Raw genomic sequence first — 19,352 nt, 5'->3', positions numbered from 1 at the left:
AAGTTTCCTTTTCTAATTTTGTAGCGCCATAAATTGGTCGCGTTGTTGTAAAAGTTGGTCAATGCGTGCATCAAAACGTGCTTGTTGAAGACTTCCTAATTCAGATAATTGAGCGGCCTGGGTAAAGCTTTGAATTGCTCGGTTCCAGTTGGCGTTTAGAGCGTACAGTTCTCCCCGTGCCGCTAATTCATTTGCAGGGTCACTTAAGTTGGCGTGTGCCTTACTAAGTAGGTGCCAGCCGTTAGTATCATTTGGGTTATCGTGTGTGTATCTTTGCAGCATGCGAATCGCTTGCTCATTTTTCCCTGCTTCAATCATTACATTGGCTAAGTTAATCTGCAGTACTGGATTACGAGGCTTGGTCTTTAGCGCTTCCTCTAGAAGTGCCTCTGCTTTTTCCGGTGTTTTCTTCTCAATGTTGAGATCGGATAAGGCATCTAATACAAAGTTGCTGTGTGGGAACCGTTCTTGAAGTGACAGTAACAGCTCTTCAGCCTTATCTAGCTGTTTGGTATCGAGATAAACCAATGCCTTACCATATTCGTAAGTCGGTTTGATGGCCTTGGAGGCTGACTTTTCTTTTCGTTCCAGCCAGTCCATTGCGCCATCACTGCTAATACCCACATATCGAGCCACTACGCGCGCCTTAGCCATATGAAACTCTATAGAGGGTGCCGGAGGGTTGATAGGGTAGGCATCTGCTCTAGCTCTAGAATCTGTAATACGATCTTCTGGTAATGGGTGAGTCAGTAGCATTGGTGGCGGCTTACTTGCGTAGCGATATTGATCCGCTAGACGGCCAAAAAAGCTAGGCATAGCATGCGGATCGTAACCCGCTTTGATCAGCGTGTTCATACCCACACGGTCTGCTTCTTTTTCGTTGCTTCGTGTGTAGTTGATCGCACTTTGCATTGCGCCAGCCTGGGTTGCCGTCAAAGCAGCGATACCCGCTTCAGGCGCAGCTATTGCCAAGAGAATGGAACCTGCAAGAGCGGCAAGGGTGACTGGGTTTTTTCGGGCTTGATCTTCCATACGACGGGCTAAGTGTCGCTGGGTAACGTGAGCGATTTCGTGCGACACTACTGAAGCCAGTTCGCCCTCTGAGTTAGCATGTAAGAAAAGGCCAGTATGGATAGCAACGTGTCCGCCAAAAAAGGCAAACGCATTAATGTTGCGGTCTCGTATTAGGAAAAACTCAAACGGTGTCTTTACGTCTTCTGCGTTTGCGACAAGGCGATACCCCAAGCTTGAAATATACTCGGCTAAAACAGGGTCATTGATAACAGGTTGGCTCGCCCTAAGAATGCGCATATAGGCATCGCCATAGTTTCGCTCTTGGTCTATGGTCAAGGTGCCACCCGCTGTTGTCCCTATATCAGGCAAGTCAGAGGTATTGGCTAGACTGGACGAGCTAAGGCTCAACGTTGCGCCCAACAGCATAGCTAATACTGAAGGTGCACGTTTCAAAATAGAGGCATTCATTGTTTGTTTAACGTCAGGTCCTGTTCCGTTTTTGAAAGGGTATACAACTGTAGACTCTGCAATTCCCATTTGGTTTCTTGGAAAGCGCATTAACGAGAGCTATTAACAATTTGTACACTAGGTTAGCACGGGATAATAGTGGTTTTGAACTAAAAAAGATTTACAATAGACGTATTTAGAATAAACAGAAGTCGCTTTAATATGTCGATGAAAGTCATTGATCTTACTGATGAGCGATGCCCAATGAGCTTGTTACTGGCGAAACGCGCCAGCAGGGACCTCAAACCATCTCAGACCCTTACCTTTTTGGTGACGGAGCTGAGCTCTGTAAATGATATGCAGGCCTATTTTTCACGCCACGATATGCTCGTGGATGTAAGGAAAACCCCTCACTATTATTACTTAACCATAACTAAAGAGTAGACCCCATGCTTGATATGATGAAGCAATGGTATAAACGCCGATTCTCAGACCCTCATGCTGTTAGCCTAGTTGCGATCATCTTATTTGGTTTCATTACCATCTATTTCTTTGGCCACCTTATTGCACCTTTATTGGTCGCTATTGTATTGGCTTACCTCTTAGAATGGCCTGTTGTGCAGCTTATACGGTTTGGTATTCCTAGAACCTTTGCCGTGATTTTAGTCTTGTTGTTGTTTGTCGGCTTAGTGTTGATCGCCTTTATCGGCATTGTTCCTACCATTTGGCAGCAGATCGGTAATCTAATGAATGATGTACCGAATATGTATCTAGAACTGCAGAATTACATCAACAGTATTCCAGAGCGTTATCCAGAACTGGCTACTGTGACCAATGTTGAGTTTGTGTTTGCTGACATGAAAAACAAATTCGTTGGTCTTGGCGAGAGCATAGTAAAGGGATCGCTTGCCTCTTTAGTCAGCCTAGCAACGATAGGCGTTTACTTGATCTTGGTACCGCTTTTGATTTTCTTCTTGTTAAAAGATAAAGAAGAAATGCTAAGCATGTTGGGCGGAATGCTTCCTCAAAATCGTAACCTGGCTTATCAGGTATGGCATGAAATGAACGACCAGATCTCAAACTACATTCGCGGGAAGGTATTAGAGATTTTGATTGTTGGTGGCGTAAGCTACGTGACCTTTGTGATTCTGGACTTGCGTTACTCAGCACTACTCGCCGTTGCGGTAGGTCTGTCAGTATTGATTCCGTATATTGGTGCAGCTGCAGTGACAGTGCCGATTGCGATCGTTGGTTTGTTCCAGTGGGGACTCACGCCACCGTTTTATTACCTATTGATTGCTTACGGCATTATTCAGGCTTTAGATGGCAATGTGTTGGTCCCAGTTCTATTCTCAGAGGCGGTAAACCTGCACCCCGTTGCGATTATTATCTCGGTATTGGTGTTCGGGGGCTTATGGGGCTTCTGGGGGATCTTCTTTGCAATACCTTTGGCAACCCTAGTGAAAGCGGTGGTGAATGCCTTCACTCATCCTAATTTGGATGCTGTTGAGTAGAGTTAAATTCGAGGTAAAAGAAAGCCAGTCATTAGGACTGGCTTTTTGCTTTTAGGCTTGGTTTAAGTAGTCCAACACCACGTCATGGTGAGTTTTGGTTTTGAACTTGTTAAACACATGCTCGATGACACCTTCCTCATTGATAAGGAAGCTAATACGGTGCAAGCCGTCATAGGTCTTGCCCATGAACTTCTTCTCTCCCCAAACCCCAAAAGCCTCTGCGGCGGAGTGATCTTCATCTGACAATAGAGTGAAGTTGAGGTTGTCACGTTCAATGAACTTGCCTAGGCGTTTCACGGGATCGATGCTAACGCCAAGCACTAACACATTGTGTGCATCCAGTTCTGCTTTTACATCACGAAGGCCTTGGGCCTGAACTGTACAGCCAGGGGTCATCGCTTTAGGGTAGAAGTAAAACAGGACTTTTTGTCCCTTAAGGTCTTTCAGTGAGACAGCATTGCCATCTTGGTCTAAAAGAGTCACATCTGGTGCCGGAGTACCAGCCGTTAATGTTTGCATTGAAGTTCCTTAAACATTATCCGTTGTTAATGAAGTTGAGAGTTCCTTTGACGCTCAGGTCGTCGCAAAGAGAGGTAAAGTCTTCTTGCAACTGCATCAAATTGTATTCATTTGATAGAAAAGCCGTTATCGAGATCTGAAACTGGTCCTCACCTTGTTTGGTTTTTTCTTTACTTAGAGTACGGGCGCTTAGCGAGCTAATGCCTATCTCTCTATCCGCAAAGAAGTGGGTGATTTTCTCTGTTAGACCAACCTTATCCGTTGCCTGAACATTCACCTCTAGAGTGAAGCCTTGTGCTACCTCTTGGTGAGGTGAGGTACGTTTAACTATGGTGATGAGATCGTGTTCTTGGCCTAACTGCGGAAGTGAATGCTCCACACGAGTGACCTGTGAGGCCGTGCCAGAGATCAACATGATTAGGGTAAAGTCATTGCCAAATAGCGCTATTCTACTGTCAATGATGTTACAACCAAGATCTGAGACTAAATGAATGATTTTGTTGCCAATACCTGGGCGGTCTGTACCGACGGCAGTAATGACTAGGTGCTGCGCCATAGAGTGATCCTTCGACTGACAATAATCTTATTAGCATACACGGAAATAATTGCAGTTGTGTTGGTAAATGTTAGAAAATCTAACATGATTAACATCTGCCGATTTTTAGAGGTCGACAGGGTCAAACTGTATGCAAATAAATGGTAAATAATTCACGGCTAAGCCTTTATCCGCTTGTGTTATCTAATCTCTATCAAGTACCATGCGATATCAATGAAATTTAGGGAGTGAATCATGTTTTCAGGAAGTATCGTTGCTTTATTAACGCCTTTCAATATCGATGGTGAAGTGGATTACCAAAGCCTCAAGAACTTGGTTGAGTATCATATTGATGCTGGCACCTCTGCGATTGTTGCAGTGGGCACTACAGGTGAGTCGGCAACGCTTACCGTTGAAGAACATGTGAAGGTCGTTAGTAAGGTAGTAGAATTTGCTGATGGGCGTATTCCCGTCATTGCAGGTACTGGAGCAAACGCCACTCACGAAGCTATCACTTTTAGTCGTTTACTTAACAATTCTGGTATTGCAGGTTGTTTAAGTGTCACGCCATATTACAATAAGCCTACTCAAGAAGGCTTGTACCAGCATTTCAAAGCTATCGCCAAAGCAAGCGCTGTACCTATCATTTTGTACAATGTCCCTGGTCGTACCGGTGTCGATATGCAACCTGAAACTGTTGCTCGCCTGGCTAAGATTGACAAGATTGTTGCAGTTAAAGATGCCACTGGCGATCTCTCTCGTGTTGAAAAACATAGGGAACTTTGTGGTGAAGACTTTATCTTACTCAGTGGTGATGACGCTACGGGTCTAGATTTCGTTAAACTAGGCGGACACGGTGTTATCTCTGTGACCAATAACATTGCCGCACGCGATATGGCGGACATGTTTAAGCTAGCTGAGCAAAATAACTATGCAGAAGCGGAAATCATTAACCAGCGTTTGATGGGTCTGCACACTGGACTGTTTGTTGAGTCGAGTCCAATCCCTGTGAAATGGGCTGCCCATGAGTTACATTTGATTGAGAATGGCGGACTACGTTTACCGATGACGCCGTTGTCAGAAGCCGGCCAAGAAGTGGTTAAGGCAGCATTGGCACAAGCCAATATCAGCTAAATCTATAATCTACGATTCACGCCTCAACGTAGGCGTGAAGAGTCAGGAGTTTTAATGAAGTTTGTTAATCAGCTAGTGCTCAGTTCACTGGCTGTCGCTATTTTAAGTGGTTGTGCGGGTAGTGCAGCAGAGCGTCGTCAAGCAAAGGACGACTTTAAGTATCTAGATGTAAAGCCTCTTGATGTACTTGCCTCGCCTGCAGATCAGCAACTCGAAGAGTATCCGAATTATCAGATCCCTGAAGGTGAATATATTGGTGGCACGGGTAGAGAAGTCGATATTCGACCTCCTCAGCAAGTTTTAGAGCTCATCCCTGGCGCACGCACAGAGCAGCGTGATGGAGTTGTTACCCTTTGGCTGCTAACTGAAGATGAACGTGATAAGGTCTGGCAGACGGCACAAGATATGATGTCAGGGCGCGATATCAAGCTTATAGAATCGACTGACAGCACCATCGAAACCGATTGGATCGTTTGGGAAGAGGAAGATGAAGAAGAAACCATCAGCAGTCGCTACCTTATTGAACGATTCGAGCAAAACTCTCGCTACGGCTTCCGCATTAGCTTGATTGCTTGGAAAGAAGGTAGGCAAGAGAAAGCGGTGAGCTACACCAATAAAGAACGATACAATACCTTGATGACTAACTTGGTGATGTCTCGCTATGATCAAGTTGTTCGTGAAGAAGCGGCAAAACAGGCGCTAGAACTGATTAAAGTGATTCCTCTGAGCATGGGTAAAGATCGTAGTGGTCTGCCTATTATCATTGCTCGTGCGCCTTACGATGCGTTCTGGCAGCGCTTCCCTGAACTTCTGCCAGTTATGGGCTTTAGTATTGATGAGCGAAATCAGTCTCAAGGTGAAATTAAGGCCTTGTATGCACCACCAAGTGATGATTTTTGGGAGAGTGTAGGCACTAAGCCACTGAGCTACAACGGAGAAACTTACACATTCCTGTTGGGTGATTTGGGTAACCGAACCTCGATTAATATTACCGATGCTTCTGGTAAGCCTGTTACAGAGGCTATGTTAGAAGAGATGATTCCAGTGTTGGCTACTATGATGCAGCAAAGTACTGAAACAAAAGAATCAGAATCGAACTAAGTCCCTGATACTGAAATTAAAAAAGGAGCTTCACATAACGTGATAGCTCCTTTTTTTTGTTCACCTTACAGCGTTATTCTCCGCCACTCTCGCCATCATCATTAGATTGACCAGGGCTTTTCTTTTTCAGGTGCTCATTGACTTTCTTCTGGCGCTCTTCATCCAACTCTTTAAGTCGCTCAATATCGTCTTTCTGATCTCTAGACATAGTACCTACCTTCATATTTGCAGTGTATTTAAGTGCTGCAATGTTACCGACAACAACGCTAACTACGATGGTAATGATTACCCAAGGGTTGAACAATAAATCTAAAAACATGCGCGAGATGTCCTACGTAGTTGAAATGTTGGTAACATATTGAGTGTAGATGCTATTGAGGCGCTTTAATACCTCGTGGCTTCCCTCTATTGGGTTTTGCTCTAGGGTTTCAGCAAGCATGCGTTGAGTCAGTTGCTCCAAGGCAAATCTAGAGGTTTGCTGGTGGCTAAGGTGCCAAGGCTCGATTGCTACGCCCCCCTTGTCTGCAGAGTAGGGAAAAAAGAACCCTAGTTGCTGCGCATTGGCTTGCAGCCACTGATAAAAAGGGGCTTGATGTCCCTCTAAGTACTCCCACGGCTCTAATTGAAGCTTGGTTTCGGAAGGCAGAAGGTTATAGGCGTACAAATCAAAATCACACCCCCAATGATGGCGACTTGCCCCGGGAAGTGCAGACCAGCGCAATATGGCATGAATGCGATCCTCTACAGAGAGAGACTTGGCATCAAGCACTTGGCCATCACTACCTAGAATCGGTCTCAGACCCAGATACTTGTTGTTCCATATCAGGCGTTGCCTTTCAAAATCACGATAGCCACTGGCTATTGCAACCTCGAACCCCTCTTTTTTTGCAAGAGCAACCAGCGACAGAAGGGCCGACTCAACATCCTTGTGAACCAATACCTCACGCTCATTAATACTCAGAGTCCTAAGGTGTGATTGGCTCAGTCCGGTAAGTTGTTGGTGATTCCAGTCGCTAGTCTTTTGCATATTATTGACCCAGTAGGTTAACCAGAACGTTTTGGTACATGTCTGCCAGTAGATCTAGGTCTTCCGCTTTCACGCATTCGTTCACCTTGTGAATGGTGGCATTCACAGGCCCTAGTTCAATGACCTGAGTTCCCATCTTGGCAATGAATCGACCGTCTGAGGTTCCACCTGTAGTAAGAAGTTGAGGTTCTACGCCATTGACTTTAGCGACAGCATCAACCACAGCCGTTAATAGGTCACCCGTATCCGTTAGGAAGGGTTCGCCATTTAGTGTCCACTTTAGGTCATAGTCAAAGTCATACTTGTTCAGCACCTCGTAGACGCGCTCTTTGATCTGCTCATGATGGATCTCAGTGCTGTACCTTAGGTTGAACATCGCGTGCAATTCGCCTGGAATGACATTGCTCGCGCCGGTACCACCGTTGAGGTTTGGAATTTGGAAGCTTGTTGGCGGGAAGAATTCATTGCCATTATCCCACTCTATTTGGCTTAACTCAGTCAGTGCAGGAAGAGCATGGTGAATCGGATTCTTCGCAATATGTGGGTAGGCTACGTGCCCTTGAACACCTTTAACGGTCAACTCACCCGTAAATGAGCCTCGGCGACCGTTCTTGACCACATCACCCACCTTTTCTGTGCTTGAAGGTTCACCCACAATACACATATCGATGATTTCATCACGAGCAACAAGGGTGTCAACGACTCGAGTCGTACCGTTGATGAAAGGCCCTTCTTCGTCTGATGTGATCAAAAAGGCGATAGAGCCTTTATGGTCTGGGTTTTTAGCGATAAAGCGCTCTACTGCAACAACCATTGAGGCCAATGAGCCTTTCATATCTGCTGCGCCACGACCGTATAGGTAGCCATCTTTTATTGTTGGTTCAAACGGAGGTGTGTGCCAGTCATTGAGGTTTCCTGCTGGCACCACATCAGTGTGTCCAGCGAAGGCAAACAAAGGCGCTTCTGAGCCCTTACGAGCCCATAGATTGAGCGTATCTTCGAAATGCATGACCTCAATGTCAAAGCCGAGCGCTTTAAGACGTTCAATCATGAGGGGTTGGCAGCCAGCATCTTCTGGAGTGACGGATTGACGGCTCATCAAGTCGATAGCCAAGTCTAAAACAGGACTAGAGTTCATCCTAATTCCTTAAATATGAAAAATGTTGTCGTATTGGTCGGCTTTAAAGCCAATATGCAGAAGATCGCCAATGCGTATGATAGGGCGTTTGACCATGGCGGGATGCTCAAGCAAAAGGGCAATGGCATTGTCGCGGTCTAGGGTTTGTTTTTGTTCATCAGACAGTTGTCGGTAAGTGGTGCCGCGCTTATTGAGCACTTGTTCCCAACCAAAGTGGTCACAAAACTCTCTGACCATTTCGGTAGTGATGCCTTGCTTGCGATAGTCGTGAAAGGTGAATTCTATTTGATGTTCTTGAAGCCACTTCTTGGCTTTTTTTATGGTGTCACAGTTTGGGATACCATACATGATTACGCTCATCATCTGTCCTTAGTGCGTTTATCGATACTTGAATCCTACCAAACAAATCCAACATCTTGTATACCTAACTCGGTTTGAAGTAGCGCACATAAGTGACTAATTGTGTAAAAAAATTCATAAAAGCGAATAAAGAGTCAATGTTGTTTGATCAGACTCAAGTCGTTATCGCCGATATTGGCAATAATTGGTGAAAACAGTTGTAGGAGGTATCAATGGAATTGAATCCTGTTTTTGCTCGTCGTATATATTTAGCTCATTTGGTTGCAAGCATGGAGCGCCCAAATGTTCCCAAATTAATAGAATGCACAGGTTGGCCACGTCGCACGATCCAAGATGTTTTGAAGGCTCTGCCGGGGATCGGCATTTCATTGAAATTTGTTCAGGATGGTTGCCGTCACAATGACGGTTACTACCAAGTGTCCGATTGGGGCCCGCTAGACCAGCAATGGGTGGCAGGCAATACCACCGAAATCCGCTCTCACCTGTCTTGATACGCTACGCAGCAGTAAGCGCTGTATAAGCAATAAAACCTATCCAACTGACGACCAACAATGCCCATGGTAATTTACTTGAGTTGGATGGGGCTTCTGTTTCTGCTGCATCACTGGTTACCGATTCAGTAGCGCTTTGTTTTTGCTTTTGGCTGCGTTTTTTTAGCTTGTCGGCTTCACGCGCTTTTTGCTTCTGACGTTTTTTGTATTCTGCGATACCCTTTTCTATTCCCAACGCAATGAGCTTGGTTTGCTCTTTAGTTTGCCCTGGTTTTTGGGTAGATTTAGCGACCTGCATCGCTTGTTGTTGGGTTTCTGAAGAGATTGTCGTATTGTTCTTTTTCATAAGTTTTTTGCAAGTGAAGTGCCAGAGTTAATTATGCCTTTAATTTTAAATAAGTTCTTCAATAGAAAGTGGATAATGTGCGTTATTTAATTGAAGAATACGACAAGAATGGCTATCTAAAAGCGCCAATTTGGCTTTGGTTTGCTTGGTTGTTCTTAGCCAGAGGTTGGATAGTGTTTGTGATGGCTGGAATCACTCGCGATAAAGGAAGCGATATCCTTTCGATGATCTATCCTAACTCTTTCAGTCTCTATATTATGATGTGTATGGGAGTGCCGAGCCTGCTGTTGATGTGGGTGATTGGGTTAAGAAACCCAGAGAGAAGATGGCTTAATAAATTGATTGGTTTAGGGCGAATAACAACAATCCTACTCGCTATCGTCCAGTTGGCACTCGAGTTGCACTATATTTCTTTACAACATGGTCAGTTTACTTGGGGCGCAGCCCTATCAGTCGTTGGATTGAGTTGGATTGTTATTTATCTATTCAATAGCCGACGAGTAAAAGATTGTTTTGACAGCATTTCAGATAATTAGTCTAAGGAATTACAATGATTCAACCTCAAGCGGCCATAGTGCCAGAACCGGGCCCATTTGCGTTATATGTGCTTATCAAGGTGACCGGTGATAAAAGCAAAGTATTGAACGCACTGCAACAGATGGGTGACTGGGTAGGGGATATCAATTTCAATCAACCCGGTGCACATTTAACCAGCAGCATTGCATTTTCTCACCAATTTTGGAGTGAGAGTATCTCTAAAGATGTACCTAGCGAACTGATTCCGTTCCCTCGCCTAGAATGTGGTGATATTGAAGCACCGACAACCGATGTCGATGTACTGGTGCATTGCCATTCTCATCGCCACGACCTGCACTTTTTCTTACTGCGTAAGTTAATGCAAGAGATCGCGAGTGACGTCACTATTGTTGATGAAACTTACGGCTACCGTTACCTAGATTCGCGTGATATGACCGACTTTGTTGATGGCACTGAAAACCCGAAAGGGGATGCAAGATCTGAAGTGGCTCTTTTAGGCGAAGGTCCTTTTGAAGGCGGCAGCTATGTAATGGTGCAACGCTTTGAGCATAACCTACCCGCATGGAATGCCCTGTCTGTCAGTCAACAAGAACAAAAGATTGGTCGAACGAAAGAAGATTCGATAGAGCTTGAAGATGTGCCGGCTGAATCTCACGTAGGACGTGTGGATATCAAAAAAGAAGGTAAGGGCTTGAAGATAGTCCGTCACAGCTTGCCGTATGGCTCTGTGTCCGGTGATCACGGATTACTCTTTATAGCTTACTGTAATACGCTAAGTAACTTTACAGATATGCTTGAGAGCATGTATGGGCAAGTCGATGGCACGACAGATGCGCTACTGGATTATACTAAAGCAGTCACAGGTGCGTACTTCTTTGCGCCGAGTCAGACGATGCTGAAGCAACTGGTTTTGTCTTAACCGATTCATGCCTAACCGCAAACGCGAGTTGGGCTGTTTTCTGATTGATAAGCATAAAAAAACGCAGCCATTGGCTGCGTTTTTATTCACTTGAATCTAAGTAGAAGTTACTTAGTTACGCGTAGAACTGGAGTTTCACCCACAGTTACAGCGCCAGAAAGCTTGTTCAGCTCTTTGATTTCATCCATGTTAGAGATAACAACTGGAGTCAAAGTAGATTTCGCTTTCTCTTCTAGGAATGCAAGGTCAAACTCGATGATAGTATCACCAGCTTTAACTTCTTGACCTTCTGAACCGATGCGAGTGAAGCCTTCACCTTTCAGTTCAACAGTGTCGATACCGAAGTGAACGAATAGCTCGATACCGTCAGTTGATTCAATAGAGAACGCATGGTTTGTCTCAAAGATCTTACCGATAGTACCATTCACTGGTGCAACGATTTTGTTGCCAGTTGGTTTGATAGCGATGCCATCACCAACGATTTTTTCAGCGAAAACTACATCTGGCACATCTTCAATGTTAACGATCTCACCAGAAAGAGGTGAAATGATTTCGATTGAACCTGCAGCGTTGCCTTCGTCCGATACCAGCTTCTTAAGTTTGTCAAACAGACCCATTACATGCTCCTAAGCAATTAATTTCTATTAAATTATATTATTAGTTTGTTTTGTCCGCGATAAATTTCTCAACGTGCGCTTCGATTTCTGCGGCAGTTGGCATTTGAAGAGCTTCTTCTGCCATTGCTTTTACTTCCGCAAAGTTTGCGTTGCGAATCACTTTCTTCACTGCAGGGATAGAGATGCCGCTCATAGAGAACTCATCTAGGCCCATACCTAGTAGAAGAAGTGTTGCACGCTCGTCGCCTGCTAGTTCGCCACACATTCCAGTCCACTTACCTTCCTTGTGAGAAGCGTCAATCACCTGCTTGATCACAGTTAGAACAGCCGGTGATAGTGGGTTGTATAGGTGAGAAATAAGCTCATTACCACGGTCTACTGCTAGAGTATACTGAGTTAAATCGTTTGTACCAATACTAAAGAAAGAAACTTCTTTCGCTAGGTGGTGAGCAATTGCCGCTGCAGCCGGAGTTTCAACCATAACACCAATCTCGATGTTTTCGTCAAACGCTAGGCCTTCAGAGCGAAGTTCTGCTTTGTATTCTTCGAGCGCTGCTTTCAGTTCACGGATTTCCTCAACAGAGATAATCATAGGGAACATGATGCGAAGCTTACCGTGTGCTGATGCACGTAAAATGCCGCGAACTTGATCACGAAGGATTTCACGACGGTCTAGACTGATACGAATTGCACGCCATCCTAAGAATGGGTTCATTTCTTCAGGAAGATCCATGTACGGTAGGTCTTTGTCACCACCGATATCCATAGTACGGATGATCACAGAGTGGCCGTTCGCTGCTTCAGCAACTTCTTTGTAGGCTTGGTATTGCTCGTCTTCAGTAGGAAGAGCAGTACGGTCCATGAATAGGAATTCTGTACGGTACAGACCAACACCTTCACCGCCGTTGCGGTTGATGCCGTCACAGTCTTTAACTGTACCGATGTTACCGCACACTTCTACTTGATGGCCATCAAGAGTGATTGCTGGTAGATCTTTTAGTTTTGCTAACTCAGCTTTTTCCGCTTGGAAAGTATCACGAACCTGTTTCGCTTCGTTTAGCTGAGCTTCAGTTGGATTAATGATGATCTTGTTGTTCATCGCGTCCAGAATTAGCATGTCGCCGTTTTTCACTTGTTTCGTGATGTCGTTAGTACCAACAATCGCTGGAAGCTCAAGAGAGCGAGCCATGATAGAGGTATGAGACGTACGACCGCCAATGTCACAAGCAAAGCCTAGAACGTAATCCAGGTTGATTTGTGCTGTTTCTGATGGCGTTAGGTCGTAAGCAACAAGAAGAACTTCTTCATCGATGTCGCTTAGTGAAACGATGTTGATACCTAGTGCGTTTTTAACAAAGCGAGTGCCGATGTCACGGATGTCCGTAGCACGCTCTTTTAGGTATTCGTCATCTAGAGACTCAAGCGCAACGGCTTGCTCTTCGATGATTGAATGGATCGCATGATCTGCAGTCAGTTTCTCGCCTTTAATAAGAGCAAGAATTTCTTCTTCTAGTTCTTCATCTTCAAGAAGCATGATGTGACCTTCAAAGATCGCTTCTTTCTCTTCGCCAAAAGTCTCAAGGGCTTTTTGCTTGATGATTTCAAGTTGGGCTGCTGATTTGTTGCGAGCGTCATAAAAACGCTGAACTTCTGCATCGACTTGGTCGGCAGAAATTTTTTGTGTGTTTAGAACGATTTCATCTTCTTGAAGAAGTAGTGCTTTACCAAAAGCAATACCTGGAGACGCTAGAATACCTGAGATCATAGCTTTACCTTAAACTGGTCTATAAGTGGGCGGATTACTAATTTTTAGCTTACATAGACGCTATTTCAACAAAGCCACTTGGTTGTTAACAACGAAGTGGCTTTAGTTTTTGAAACAGTAGTCTCTTAGTGTAGCTCATCCATTAGAGCTACTAGATGGTCAACAGCTTCAGTAGCTTGTGGACCTTCAGCTGAGATAGTAACCATAGTGCCTTTAACTAGACCTAGAGTTTGAAGCTTGAATAGGCTTTTCGCGCTAGCGCTTTTGCCGTTAGAAGTCACAGTGATATCTGCATCAAATGATTTTGCTTCTTTAACAAACTGCGCCGCTGGACGAGTGTGAAGACCGTTTTCTGCAGTGATTTCTACTTGCTTCTCATACATGTGATATACCCCGTTGATATTAGATTATGTTTTGAAGTCTGAGCCGCCTATTTATTGTTTAAACTGGCTCATGACTTTGACTACGTAAGTTCTTATGACTTTTATGTGTAGCCTAAATTCGTGCTTCTTTTATTTTGAAGCGAAAAATAAAGCCTAGAAATATTACCAAATGCTGACCGCGAATCAATAAAAAAGCCCCTAAAAGGGGCTTTTTTGGTTGAAAACTTGATTTGGGCACACTTTTTTTGTGCTTATTGCTGATTCTCTTTCTCTGTGAATATACCAGCAAACAATGCAGTACTGAGGTAACGTTCACCAGAGCTTGGTAGTACGGTTACGATAGTTTTCCCAGCAAATTCAGGGAGTTCCGCAATTTTGTTAGCAGCAACAACCGCTGCGCCTGAAGAGATTCCGGCTAAAATACCTTCTTCTTCCATCAAACGACGTGCCATATCGATAGCTTCATCTGAAGTGACAGTCACAACCTTGTCTACTAGCTCTAGATCTAGGTTACCAGGGATAAAACCAGCACCGATACCTTGAATTTTGTGTGGAGCAGGTTGTACATCTTCACCTGCAAGCACTTGGCTGATGACCGGAGATTCCGCTGGCTCAACGGCTACAGAAGTGATTGCTTTGCCTTTAGTTTGCTTAATGTAACGGCTAGTACCTGTAATTGTACCACCAGTACCGACACCAGAAACCAATACATCAATCTCGCCATCAGTGGCTTCCCAAAGCTCAGGGCCTGTTGTTTGTTCATGAATTGCAGGGTTTGCTGGGTTGTTGAACTGTTGAAGAAGCAGAGTGGTTTCTGGGCTTTCAGCCACAATCTCTTCTGCTTTAGCGATAGCGCCCTTCATACCTTTAGCCGCTTCCGTAAGAACAAGGTTTGCACCTAGTGCTTTAAGTAGCTTACGACGCTCAAGACTCATTGACTCCGGCATGGTTAGCGTCAATTTGTAGCCACGTGCTGCTGCAACAAAGGCAAGTGCAACACCCGTATTACCACTGGTTGGCTCTACAAGCTCAATGCCTTTGGTTAGCGTGCCTGCTTTTTCTGCTTCCCAAATCATATTGGCGCCAATACGACACTTAACACTAAAGCTAGGGTTGCGTGCTTCAATTTTAGCGAGAACGTTGCCGTTGCTGACGCGATTTAAACGAACGAGAGGCGTGTTACCTATAGTTAGTGAATTGTCATCGTAAATTTTGCTCATGCTTGCTTCCTTGTGCGTTGACGCGCTATGTCATTGAGGTCGAGCCATACACTGTTGATGACTCGAGCAAATTGCTTCTACAATCCTAGAATAAGATGCAACTATCTTGTTATAAAGGAATAAAAGGTTATAACTAATAGCTAACTTTTTGATGTTGTTTGAATTCTGTTACCCACATTAATGTAGCACCACACACGGCAACAGGCATGATAACCAGGTTTAAGAGAGGGATGGAGGTAAACAACGCCACCATGGAGCCGTAACCATAGGCTTTACCTTGCTTTTGTTTTAGCGCAAGTCGCATAGCGTTGAAGTCGACCTTATGATTATCAAATGGGTAGTCGCAATACTGAATGGCCAGCATCCATGAGGTAAAGATAAACCATACAAAGGGAGCAATAGTTTGACCAAAGGCTGGAATGAGTAGTAGCAAGAACAAACCTAGTGCTTTCGGCATAAGATAAACAAGCTTGCGCCATTCACGCCCTAATATTCGAGGTACATCCTTAATAAGGTCGGCCACACTTTGGTCAATCATTCCTTCGGGACTGAGCTTTTGTTCTACCTTCTCCGCTAATAATCCGTTGAACGGAGCGGCAATAAAGTTTGCTAGAGTACTAAAGAAGTAAGAAAAGGTTGCTAGGATAGTAATAGCAAGCAGTGGCCATAGTAGATAACGAAGCCAATCTAAAAACTCAGGTAAAGCGCCAAGCCATTGCTCAATCCATTGATTGAGATTGCTAAAGAGATAGAAAAGTGCGCCACCGACCAAAAGGATGTTGATCAGTAGTGGCATAAACACATAGCGGCGTAAACCAGGTTGCAATGCCAATTTAAATCCGGAGAAAAAGTAACCGAAGCCTGACATTGGGTTCAAATTATGATGCATTTTGTCTTCCTATGACGGAGATTGTCGCGAATTATGCCTAATATAAGAAAAGCGTGCTCAAAATCACAGCATAAAGTGAATAGATTTTATTAAAAGATTCAACTCTCTAGGAGAGTTTTGTTAAAGTAGTTTAAGTAACTCAATCTCGGTGTCTCACCAGGGTAAAGCAGAGAGCAAAAAATGCAGGAATTGCGAATCGTACTGATAGTTGTAGGTGTGCTAGCGATAGCGGGTCTACTTTTTCATGGTTTATGGACGAATAAACGCGAACAAAGTGGTAAGTTTTCGGATAAACCATTAAGTAAATTAGCCAACGAGTCTTCAACAGATCTCTCAAGTGATTTCTCAACTGAGTCTGACGTTGTGGCTCCTAAGAGTCCAGCAACAGAGACACCGGTGGTTGAAGATGATTTCGACGTGGTAAAAGTGAAGAAAAAGAGTGGTAAGAAAGAGCCAAGCTTTTCTAGCTTCGATGATGATATCGGTGATCCACTGTTAGACGATCATGACCACAATGATGTTGAGGCAATCAGACCGACCGTCGCGGTTAATACGGATGAATTACCAACGATCACTATTAGCTCTGATGCTTATTCTAAGCATGAAGACGAGTCATCCTCTGCCTTTGTAGCTAAAGAGCCGCAGATAGAACAGAGTGTGGAGCTTGAGCCTGAGGTGACAACCGTTGATTCGGAAAGTACGCCAGTTGCTGCTGCCGCTGAGCCTGAAGAACCAGAACTAGAAGTATTGGTTTTGCACGTTAAGGCTTTGCCAAACCAGATTTTTGTCGGTAGTGACTTGTTTGTCAGCATGGAACAAAACGGTCTGCACTTCGGACCTATGGACATTTATCACCGCCATGCGGATATGTCGGGCACGGGCAAGGTACTATTCAGTGTGGCGAATATGCTGAAACCGGGCACATTATCTCATGATGACCCTGCAACCTTCACTACAGAGGGTATTTCGTTCTTTATGACCTTGCCAAGTTACGGCGACCCAGAGCAGAACTTTAAGATCATGCTGCATACCGCACAAATGATTGCTGATGACCTAGGTGGACATGTACTAGATGACAAGCGTTCATTGATGACTCGCGATCGCATTGATGCCTTTAAGCGTCAGATTCAGGAGTTTGTACAAAGACAAAAACAAAAAGAGACCAGCAACATAGTCTAACTCTTTGGTTTATAAACAAGATTACTTAAAGGGCTCTCCATAGAGCCTTTTCTTTTCCCTATTTTTGAGAAATCCCTATGTCAGATTCTATTCAACAACAACACGCTAAGCTATCTGAAGCACTGCATTATCATGCGGTGCGCTACTATGTTGAGGATAGCCCTGAGATCCCTGATGCAGAATACGACCGCTTGATGCGTCAACTCATTGAATTAGAAGAAGGTAACCCTGAATTAGTGACGGTGGATTCACCCTCGCAAAGGGTAGGCGGAGCGCCATTGTCAGGCTTTACCCAAGTCACCCATCAAGTGCCAATGTTATCTCTAGATAATGCCTTTGATGATTCGGAGCTCAAGGCGTTTCATAAACGCATGCAAGATAGACTGAATAGCAGTGAGCTTGGTGCGTTCAGTTGCGAGCCTAAGCTAGACGGCTTAGCGGTGAGCTTGATGTATGAAAATGGTGTGTTAGTTCAAGCTGCGACTCGTGGTGATGGAACGACGGGTGAAAACATTACTCAGAACGTTCGCACCATTAGCGCTATCCCTTTAAAACTGCAGGGCGAGGGATACCCAACCCGACTAGAAGTGCGCGGTGAAGTATTTATGCCAAAGGCGGGTTTTGACCGTTTTAACGAGCAGGCGATAGCGAAGGGCGAAAAGCCGTTTGCCAATCCACGAAACGCAGCGGCGGGCAGTTTACGCCAGTTAGATTCGCGCATTACGGCAAAACGTCCTTTGGGTTTTTACGCCTATAGCGTGGGCGTCATTGAAGGGGGTGAACTGGCAAACAGCCATTATCAACGCTTCTTGCAGCTCAAAGAGTGGGGGCTACCTATGTGCCCTGTGGTGCGTAAGGTTGAAAATCTGAATGATGTGATTGCGTACTACCAATACATTCTTGAGACGCGCGATGACCTTGATTACGAGATAGATGGCGTAGTGATCAAGCTTGATGAAATTGCAAAGCAAGAGCAGCTTGGCTTTGTCGCACGTGCTCCGCGTTGGGCTATTGCCTATAAGTTTCCTGCACAAGAAGAGTTGACGACACTGAATGATGTTGAGTTTCAGGTCGGACGCACTGGCGCGATTACTCCTGTAGCTAAGCTTGAGCCGGTATTTGTTGGGGGTGTGACGGTCAGCAATGCCACCTTGCACAACGCCGATGAGATCCAGCGTTTAGGCGTGATGGTGGGAGATACGGTTATTATCCGCCGTGCGGGTGATGTGATTCCTCAGATCACTGGCGTGGTACTAGATAGACGCCCTGATGATGCAAAAGTGATTATCTACCCTGTGGTATGCCCAGTGTGTGGCTCTGATGCTGAACGTACCGAAGGTGAAGCGGTGACTCGTTGTACGGGGGGCCTAGTATGCTCAGCGCAACGTAAGCAAGCATTAAAGCACTTTGTATCGCGCAAAGCGATGGATGTGGATGGGCTAGGTGATAAGGTTGTAGAGCAGTTGGTAGAAAAAGAGATGGTGCAAACACCAGCCGATCTTTTCAAGCTCAGTGCAGGTCGAATTACGGTTCTTGAGCGGATGGGACCCAAGTCGGCGCAAAATGTAGTAGACGCTCTAGAAAAATCAAAACAAACGACCCTACCTCGATTCTTATATTCTTTAGGCATTCGAGAAGTAGGCGAGGCAACCGCAGCCAACTTAGCGCAGCACTTTAAGACCCTTGAGCACATTGAACAAGCAAGCGTTGAGGCATTACTGGAAGTGCCTGATGTTGGAGCCGTTGTGGCTGAGCACATTAAGGCATTCTTTGCTCAAGAGCGAAATCAAGCGGTGATTGCCGAGCTTATCGAAAGCGGCATTACTTGGGCTGAGATTAAGGAAGTGGCAAATGCTCAAGAATTACCTTTAGCGGGTAAAACGGTCGTGCTAACGGGCTCACTATCCCAGCTCACGCGCTCAGATGCTAAGGCTGCACTGCAAAACCTAGGCGCTAAGGTAACGGGAAGTGTGTCGAAAAAGACCGACATCTTGTTTGCTGGTGAAGCGGCAGGCTCCAAGCTCGCAAAAGCGCAAGACCTAGGCATTGAGATTCAAGACGAGACTGGCTTGATCTTGTTGATGCAACAGCACGGTTTGTAAGACATAAAAGGCTCTGAATATGATATTCGGAGCCTAGTCTCTAGATGGTTAGGCGAATGATTACGTCTAACATTATCTCGTAGCAAGGCCCCAATAAGCTTTCATCTGCTTATGA

Annotated in this window: 22 protein-coding genes; 9 read left to right on the top strand and 13 right to left on the bottom strand. The window is 45.0% G+C overall.

The features are described 5' to 3' along the window. Positions 1-12: 12 nt before the first annotated feature. Positions 13-1,470: a beta-barrel assembly-enhancing protease gene (gene bepA, locus D5I41_RS18560; protein ID WP_162892883.1), complete on the bottom strand. Its 1,458-nt coding sequence runs from the start codon at positions 1,468-1,470 to the stop codon at positions 13-15. A gap of 213 nt (positions 1,471-1,683) precedes the next feature. On the opposite strand from bepA, the gene D5I41_RS18555 reads away from it, so the two are divergent. Next, a complete protein-coding gene (locus D5I41_RS18555; RefSeq protein ID WP_119011075.1) occupies positions 1,684-1,905 on the top strand; it encodes a sulfurtransferase TusA family protein in 222 nt (73 codons plus the stop codon). 5 nt (positions 1,906-1,910) lie between these two features. Further along, complete coding sequence (locus tag D5I41_RS18550; protein ID WP_119011074.1) at positions 1,911-2,975, top strand: AI-2E family transporter; 1,065 nt, start codon at positions 1,911-1,913, stop codon at positions 2,973-2,975. A 51-nt stretch (positions 2,976-3,026) separates the two neighbouring features. Here D5I41_RS18550 and bcp read toward each other — a convergent pair whose 3' ends face one another. Next, the gene (gene bcp, locus D5I41_RS18545; RefSeq protein WP_119011073.1) at positions 3,027-3,494 is read right to left on the bottom strand and encodes a thioredoxin-dependent thiol peroxidase; all 468 of its coding nucleotides are present in this window, start codon (positions 3,492-3,494) and stop codon (positions 3,027-3,029) included. Between the two features lie 16 nt (positions 3,495-3,510). Then, positions 3,511-4,050: a glycine cleavage system transcriptional repressor gene (locus tag D5I41_RS18540; RefSeq protein WP_119011072.1), complete on the bottom strand. Its 540-nt coding sequence runs from the start codon at positions 4,048-4,050 to the stop codon at positions 3,511-3,513. A gap of 234 nt (positions 4,051-4,284) precedes the next feature. Between D5I41_RS18540 and dapA the strand changes: the two genes are divergently transcribed. Then, positions 4,285-5,163, top strand: a complete 879-nt coding sequence (dapA, locus tag D5I41_RS18535; protein ID WP_102376413.1) for a 4-hydroxy-tetrahydrodipicolinate synthase — start codon at positions 4,285-4,287, stop codon at positions 5,161-5,163. A gap of 54 nt (positions 5,164-5,217) precedes the next feature. Beyond that, positions 5,218-6,264, top strand: a complete 1,047-nt coding sequence (gene bamC, locus D5I41_RS18530; protein WP_119011071.1) for an outer membrane protein assembly factor BamC — start codon at positions 5,218-5,220, stop codon at positions 6,262-6,264. A 73-nt stretch (positions 6,265-6,337) separates the two neighbouring features. On the opposite strand, the gene D5I41_RS18525 is transcribed toward bamC, so the two are convergent. Genes D5I41_RS18525 through D5I41_RS18510 form a run of 4 tightly spaced genes read right to left on the bottom strand, consistent with a single transcriptional unit; the run spans position 6,338 to position 8,789 of the window. Beyond that, positions 6,338-6,583, bottom strand: a complete 246-nt coding sequence (locus D5I41_RS18525; protein ID WP_119011070.1) for a DUF2897 family protein — start codon at positions 6,581-6,583, stop codon at positions 6,338-6,340. Between the two features lie 12 nt (positions 6,584-6,595). Continuing rightward, positions 6,596-7,291, bottom strand: coding sequence for a M15 family metallopeptidase (locus tag D5I41_RS18520; RefSeq protein ID WP_119011069.1), 696 nt, complete (start codon positions 7,289-7,291; stop codon positions 6,596-6,598). Position 7,292: 1 nt separating this feature from the next. Then, positions 7,293-8,429, bottom strand: a complete 1,137-nt coding sequence (gene dapE / locus D5I41_RS18515; protein ID WP_119011068.1) for a succinyl-diaminopimelate desuccinylase — start codon at positions 8,427-8,429, stop codon at positions 7,293-7,295. A 9-nt stretch (positions 8,430-8,438) separates the two neighbouring features. Then, on the bottom strand, positions 8,439-8,789 hold the full coding sequence (locus tag D5I41_RS18510) for an ArsC family reductase (protein ID WP_119011067.1): 351 nt from the start codon (positions 8,787-8,789) through the stop codon (positions 8,439-8,441). Positions 8,790-9,001: 212 nt separating this feature from the next. Here D5I41_RS18510 and D5I41_RS18505 point away from each other — a divergent pair, with 212 nt between their 5' ends. Further along, the gene (locus D5I41_RS18505) at positions 9,002-9,280 is read left to right on the top strand and encodes a winged helix-turn-helix domain-containing protein (protein ID WP_017029249.1); all 279 of its coding nucleotides are present in this window, start codon (positions 9,002-9,004) and stop codon (positions 9,278-9,280) included. A gap of 4 nt (positions 9,281-9,284) precedes the next feature. Here D5I41_RS18505 and D5I41_RS18500 read toward each other — a convergent pair whose 3' ends face one another. Then, entirely contained in the window at positions 9,285-9,626 is a 342-nt protein-coding gene (locus tag D5I41_RS18500; protein WP_119011066.1) for a DUF2956 domain-containing protein, read from the bottom strand. A 77-nt stretch (positions 9,627-9,703) separates the two neighbouring features. On the opposite strand from D5I41_RS18500, the gene D5I41_RS18495 reads away from it, so the two are divergent. Continuing rightward, positions 9,704-10,162 (top strand): DUF2919 domain-containing protein, encoded by a 459-nt coding sequence (locus tag D5I41_RS18495; protein WP_119011065.1) that lies wholly within the window; start codon positions 9,704-9,706, stop codon positions 10,160-10,162. Between the two features lie 14 nt (positions 10,163-10,176). Continuing rightward, positions 10,177-11,082 (top strand): Dyp-type peroxidase, encoded by a 906-nt coding sequence (locus D5I41_RS18490; RefSeq protein WP_119011064.1) that lies wholly within the window; start codon positions 10,177-10,179, stop codon positions 11,080-11,082. A 107-nt stretch (positions 11,083-11,189) separates the two neighbouring features. Here D5I41_RS18490 and crr read toward each other — a convergent pair whose 3' ends face one another. The 5 genes from crr to cysZ all read right to left on the bottom strand — a co-directional run bounded on the left by crr (position 11,190) and on the right by cysZ (position 15,956). Continuing rightward, positions 11,190-11,699: a PTS glucose transporter subunit IIA gene (crr, locus tag D5I41_RS18485; RefSeq protein WP_017029253.1), complete on the bottom strand. Its 510-nt coding sequence runs from the start codon at positions 11,697-11,699 to the stop codon at positions 11,190-11,192. Between the two features lie 40 nt (positions 11,700-11,739). After that, positions 11,740-13,464, bottom strand: coding sequence for a phosphoenolpyruvate-protein phosphotransferase PtsI (gene ptsI, locus D5I41_RS18480; protein WP_119011063.1), 1,725 nt, complete (start codon positions 13,462-13,464; stop codon positions 11,740-11,742). 125 nt (positions 13,465-13,589) lie between these two features. Then, positions 13,590-13,847, bottom strand: coding sequence for an HPr family phosphocarrier protein (locus D5I41_RS18475; RefSeq protein ID WP_017029255.1), 258 nt, complete (start codon positions 13,845-13,847; stop codon positions 13,590-13,592). 251 nt (positions 13,848-14,098) lie between these two features. Then, the gene (gene cysK, locus D5I41_RS18470; protein WP_017029256.1) at positions 14,099-15,067 is read right to left on the bottom strand and encodes a cysteine synthase A; all 969 of its coding nucleotides are present in this window, start codon (positions 15,065-15,067) and stop codon (positions 14,099-14,101) included. Positions 15,068-15,200: 133 nt separating this feature from the next. Then, a complete protein-coding gene (gene cysZ / locus D5I41_RS18465) occupies positions 15,201-15,956 on the bottom strand; it encodes a sulfate transporter CysZ (RefSeq protein WP_119011062.1) in 756 nt (251 codons plus the stop codon). 180 nt (positions 15,957-16,136) lie between these two features. Between cysZ and zipA the strand changes: the two genes are divergently transcribed. Further along, the gene (gene zipA / locus D5I41_RS18460; RefSeq protein WP_119011061.1) at positions 16,137-17,135 is read left to right on the top strand and encodes a cell division protein ZipA; all 999 of its coding nucleotides are present in this window, start codon (positions 16,137-16,139) and stop codon (positions 17,133-17,135) included. Between the two features lie 77 nt (positions 17,136-17,212). After that, entirely contained in the window at positions 17,213-19,237 is a 2,025-nt protein-coding gene (gene ligA, locus D5I41_RS18455) for an NAD-dependent DNA ligase LigA (RefSeq protein WP_119011060.1), read from the top strand. Positions 19,238-19,352: the final 115 nt, after the last annotated feature.

The organism is Vibrio superstes (assembly GCF_003569005.1).
Lineage (GTDB): Bacteria > Pseudomonadota > Gammaproteobacteria > Enterobacterales > Vibrionaceae > Vibrio > Vibrio superstes.
This window is presented reverse-complemented; position numbering and strand designations above follow the sequence as displayed.

Bases quoted from the DNA above. Each gene is read 5' to 3' on its own strand.
- D5I41_RS18555 (WP_119011075.1), top strand. From the start codon at position 1,684: ATGTCGATGAAAGTCATTGATCTTACTGATGAGCGATGCCCAATGAGC.
- D5I41_RS18550 (WP_119011074.1), top strand. From the start codon at position 1,911: ATGCTTGATATGATGAAGCAATGGTATAAACGCCGATTCTCAGACCCT.
- bcp (WP_119011073.1), bottom strand. From the start codon at position 3,494: ATGCAAACATTAACGGCTGGTACTCCGGCACCAGATGTGACTCTTTTA.
- D5I41_RS18540 (WP_119011072.1), bottom strand. From the start codon at position 4,050: ATGGCGCAGCACCTAGTCATTACTGCCGTCGGTACAGACCGCCCAGGT.
- dapA (WP_102376413.1), top strand. From the start codon at position 4,285: ATGTTTTCAGGAAGTATCGTTGCTTTATTAACGCCTTTCAATATCGAT.
- bamC (WP_119011071.1), top strand. From the start codon at position 5,218: ATGAAGTTTGTTAATCAGCTAGTGCTCAGTTCACTGGCTGTCGCTATT.
- D5I41_RS18525 (WP_119011070.1), bottom strand. From the start codon at position 6,583: ATGTTTTTAGATTTATTGTTCAACCCTTGGGTAATCATTACCATCGTA.
- D5I41_RS18520 (WP_119011069.1), bottom strand. From the start codon at position 7,291: ATGCAAAAGACTAGCGACTGGAATCACCAACAACTTACCGGACTGAGC.
- dapE (WP_119011068.1), bottom strand. From the start codon at position 8,429: ATGAACTCTAGTCCTGTTTTAGACTTGGCTATCGACTTGATGAGCCGT.
- D5I41_RS18510 (WP_119011067.1), bottom strand. From the start codon at position 8,789: ATGAGCGTAATCATGTATGGTATCCCAAACTGTGACACCATAAAAAAA.
- D5I41_RS18505 (WP_017029249.1), top strand. From the start codon at position 9,002: ATGGAATTGAATCCTGTTTTTGCTCGTCGTATATATTTAGCTCATTTG.
- D5I41_RS18500 (WP_119011066.1), bottom strand. From the start codon at position 9,626: ATGAAAAAGAACAATACGACAATCTCTTCAGAAACCCAACAACAAGCG.
- D5I41_RS18490 (WP_119011064.1), top strand. From the start codon at position 10,177: ATGATTCAACCTCAAGCGGCCATAGTGCCAGAACCGGGCCCATTTGCG.
- crr (WP_017029253.1), bottom strand. From the start codon at position 11,699: ATGGGTCTGTTTGACAAACTTAAGAAGCTGGTATCGGACGAAGGCAAC.
- ptsI (WP_119011063.1), bottom strand. From the start codon at position 13,464: ATGATCTCAGGTATTCTAGCGTCTCCAGGTATTGCTTTTGGTAAAGCA.
- D5I41_RS18475 (WP_017029255.1), bottom strand. From the start codon at position 13,847: ATGTATGAGAAGCAAGTAGAAATCACTGCAGAAAACGGTCTTCACACT.
- cysK (WP_017029256.1), bottom strand. From the start codon at position 15,067: ATGAGCAAAATTTACGATGACAATTCACTAACTATAGGTAACACGCCT.
- cysZ (WP_119011062.1), bottom strand. From the start codon at position 15,956: ATGCATCATAATTTGAACCCAATGTCAGGCTTCGGTTACTTTTTCTCC.
- zipA (WP_119011061.1), top strand. From the start codon at position 16,137: ATGCAGGAATTGCGAATCGTACTGATAGTTGTAGGTGTGCTAGCGATA.
- ligA (WP_119011060.1), top strand. From the start codon at position 17,213: ATGTCAGATTCTATTCAACAACAACACGCTAAGCTATCTGAAGCACTG.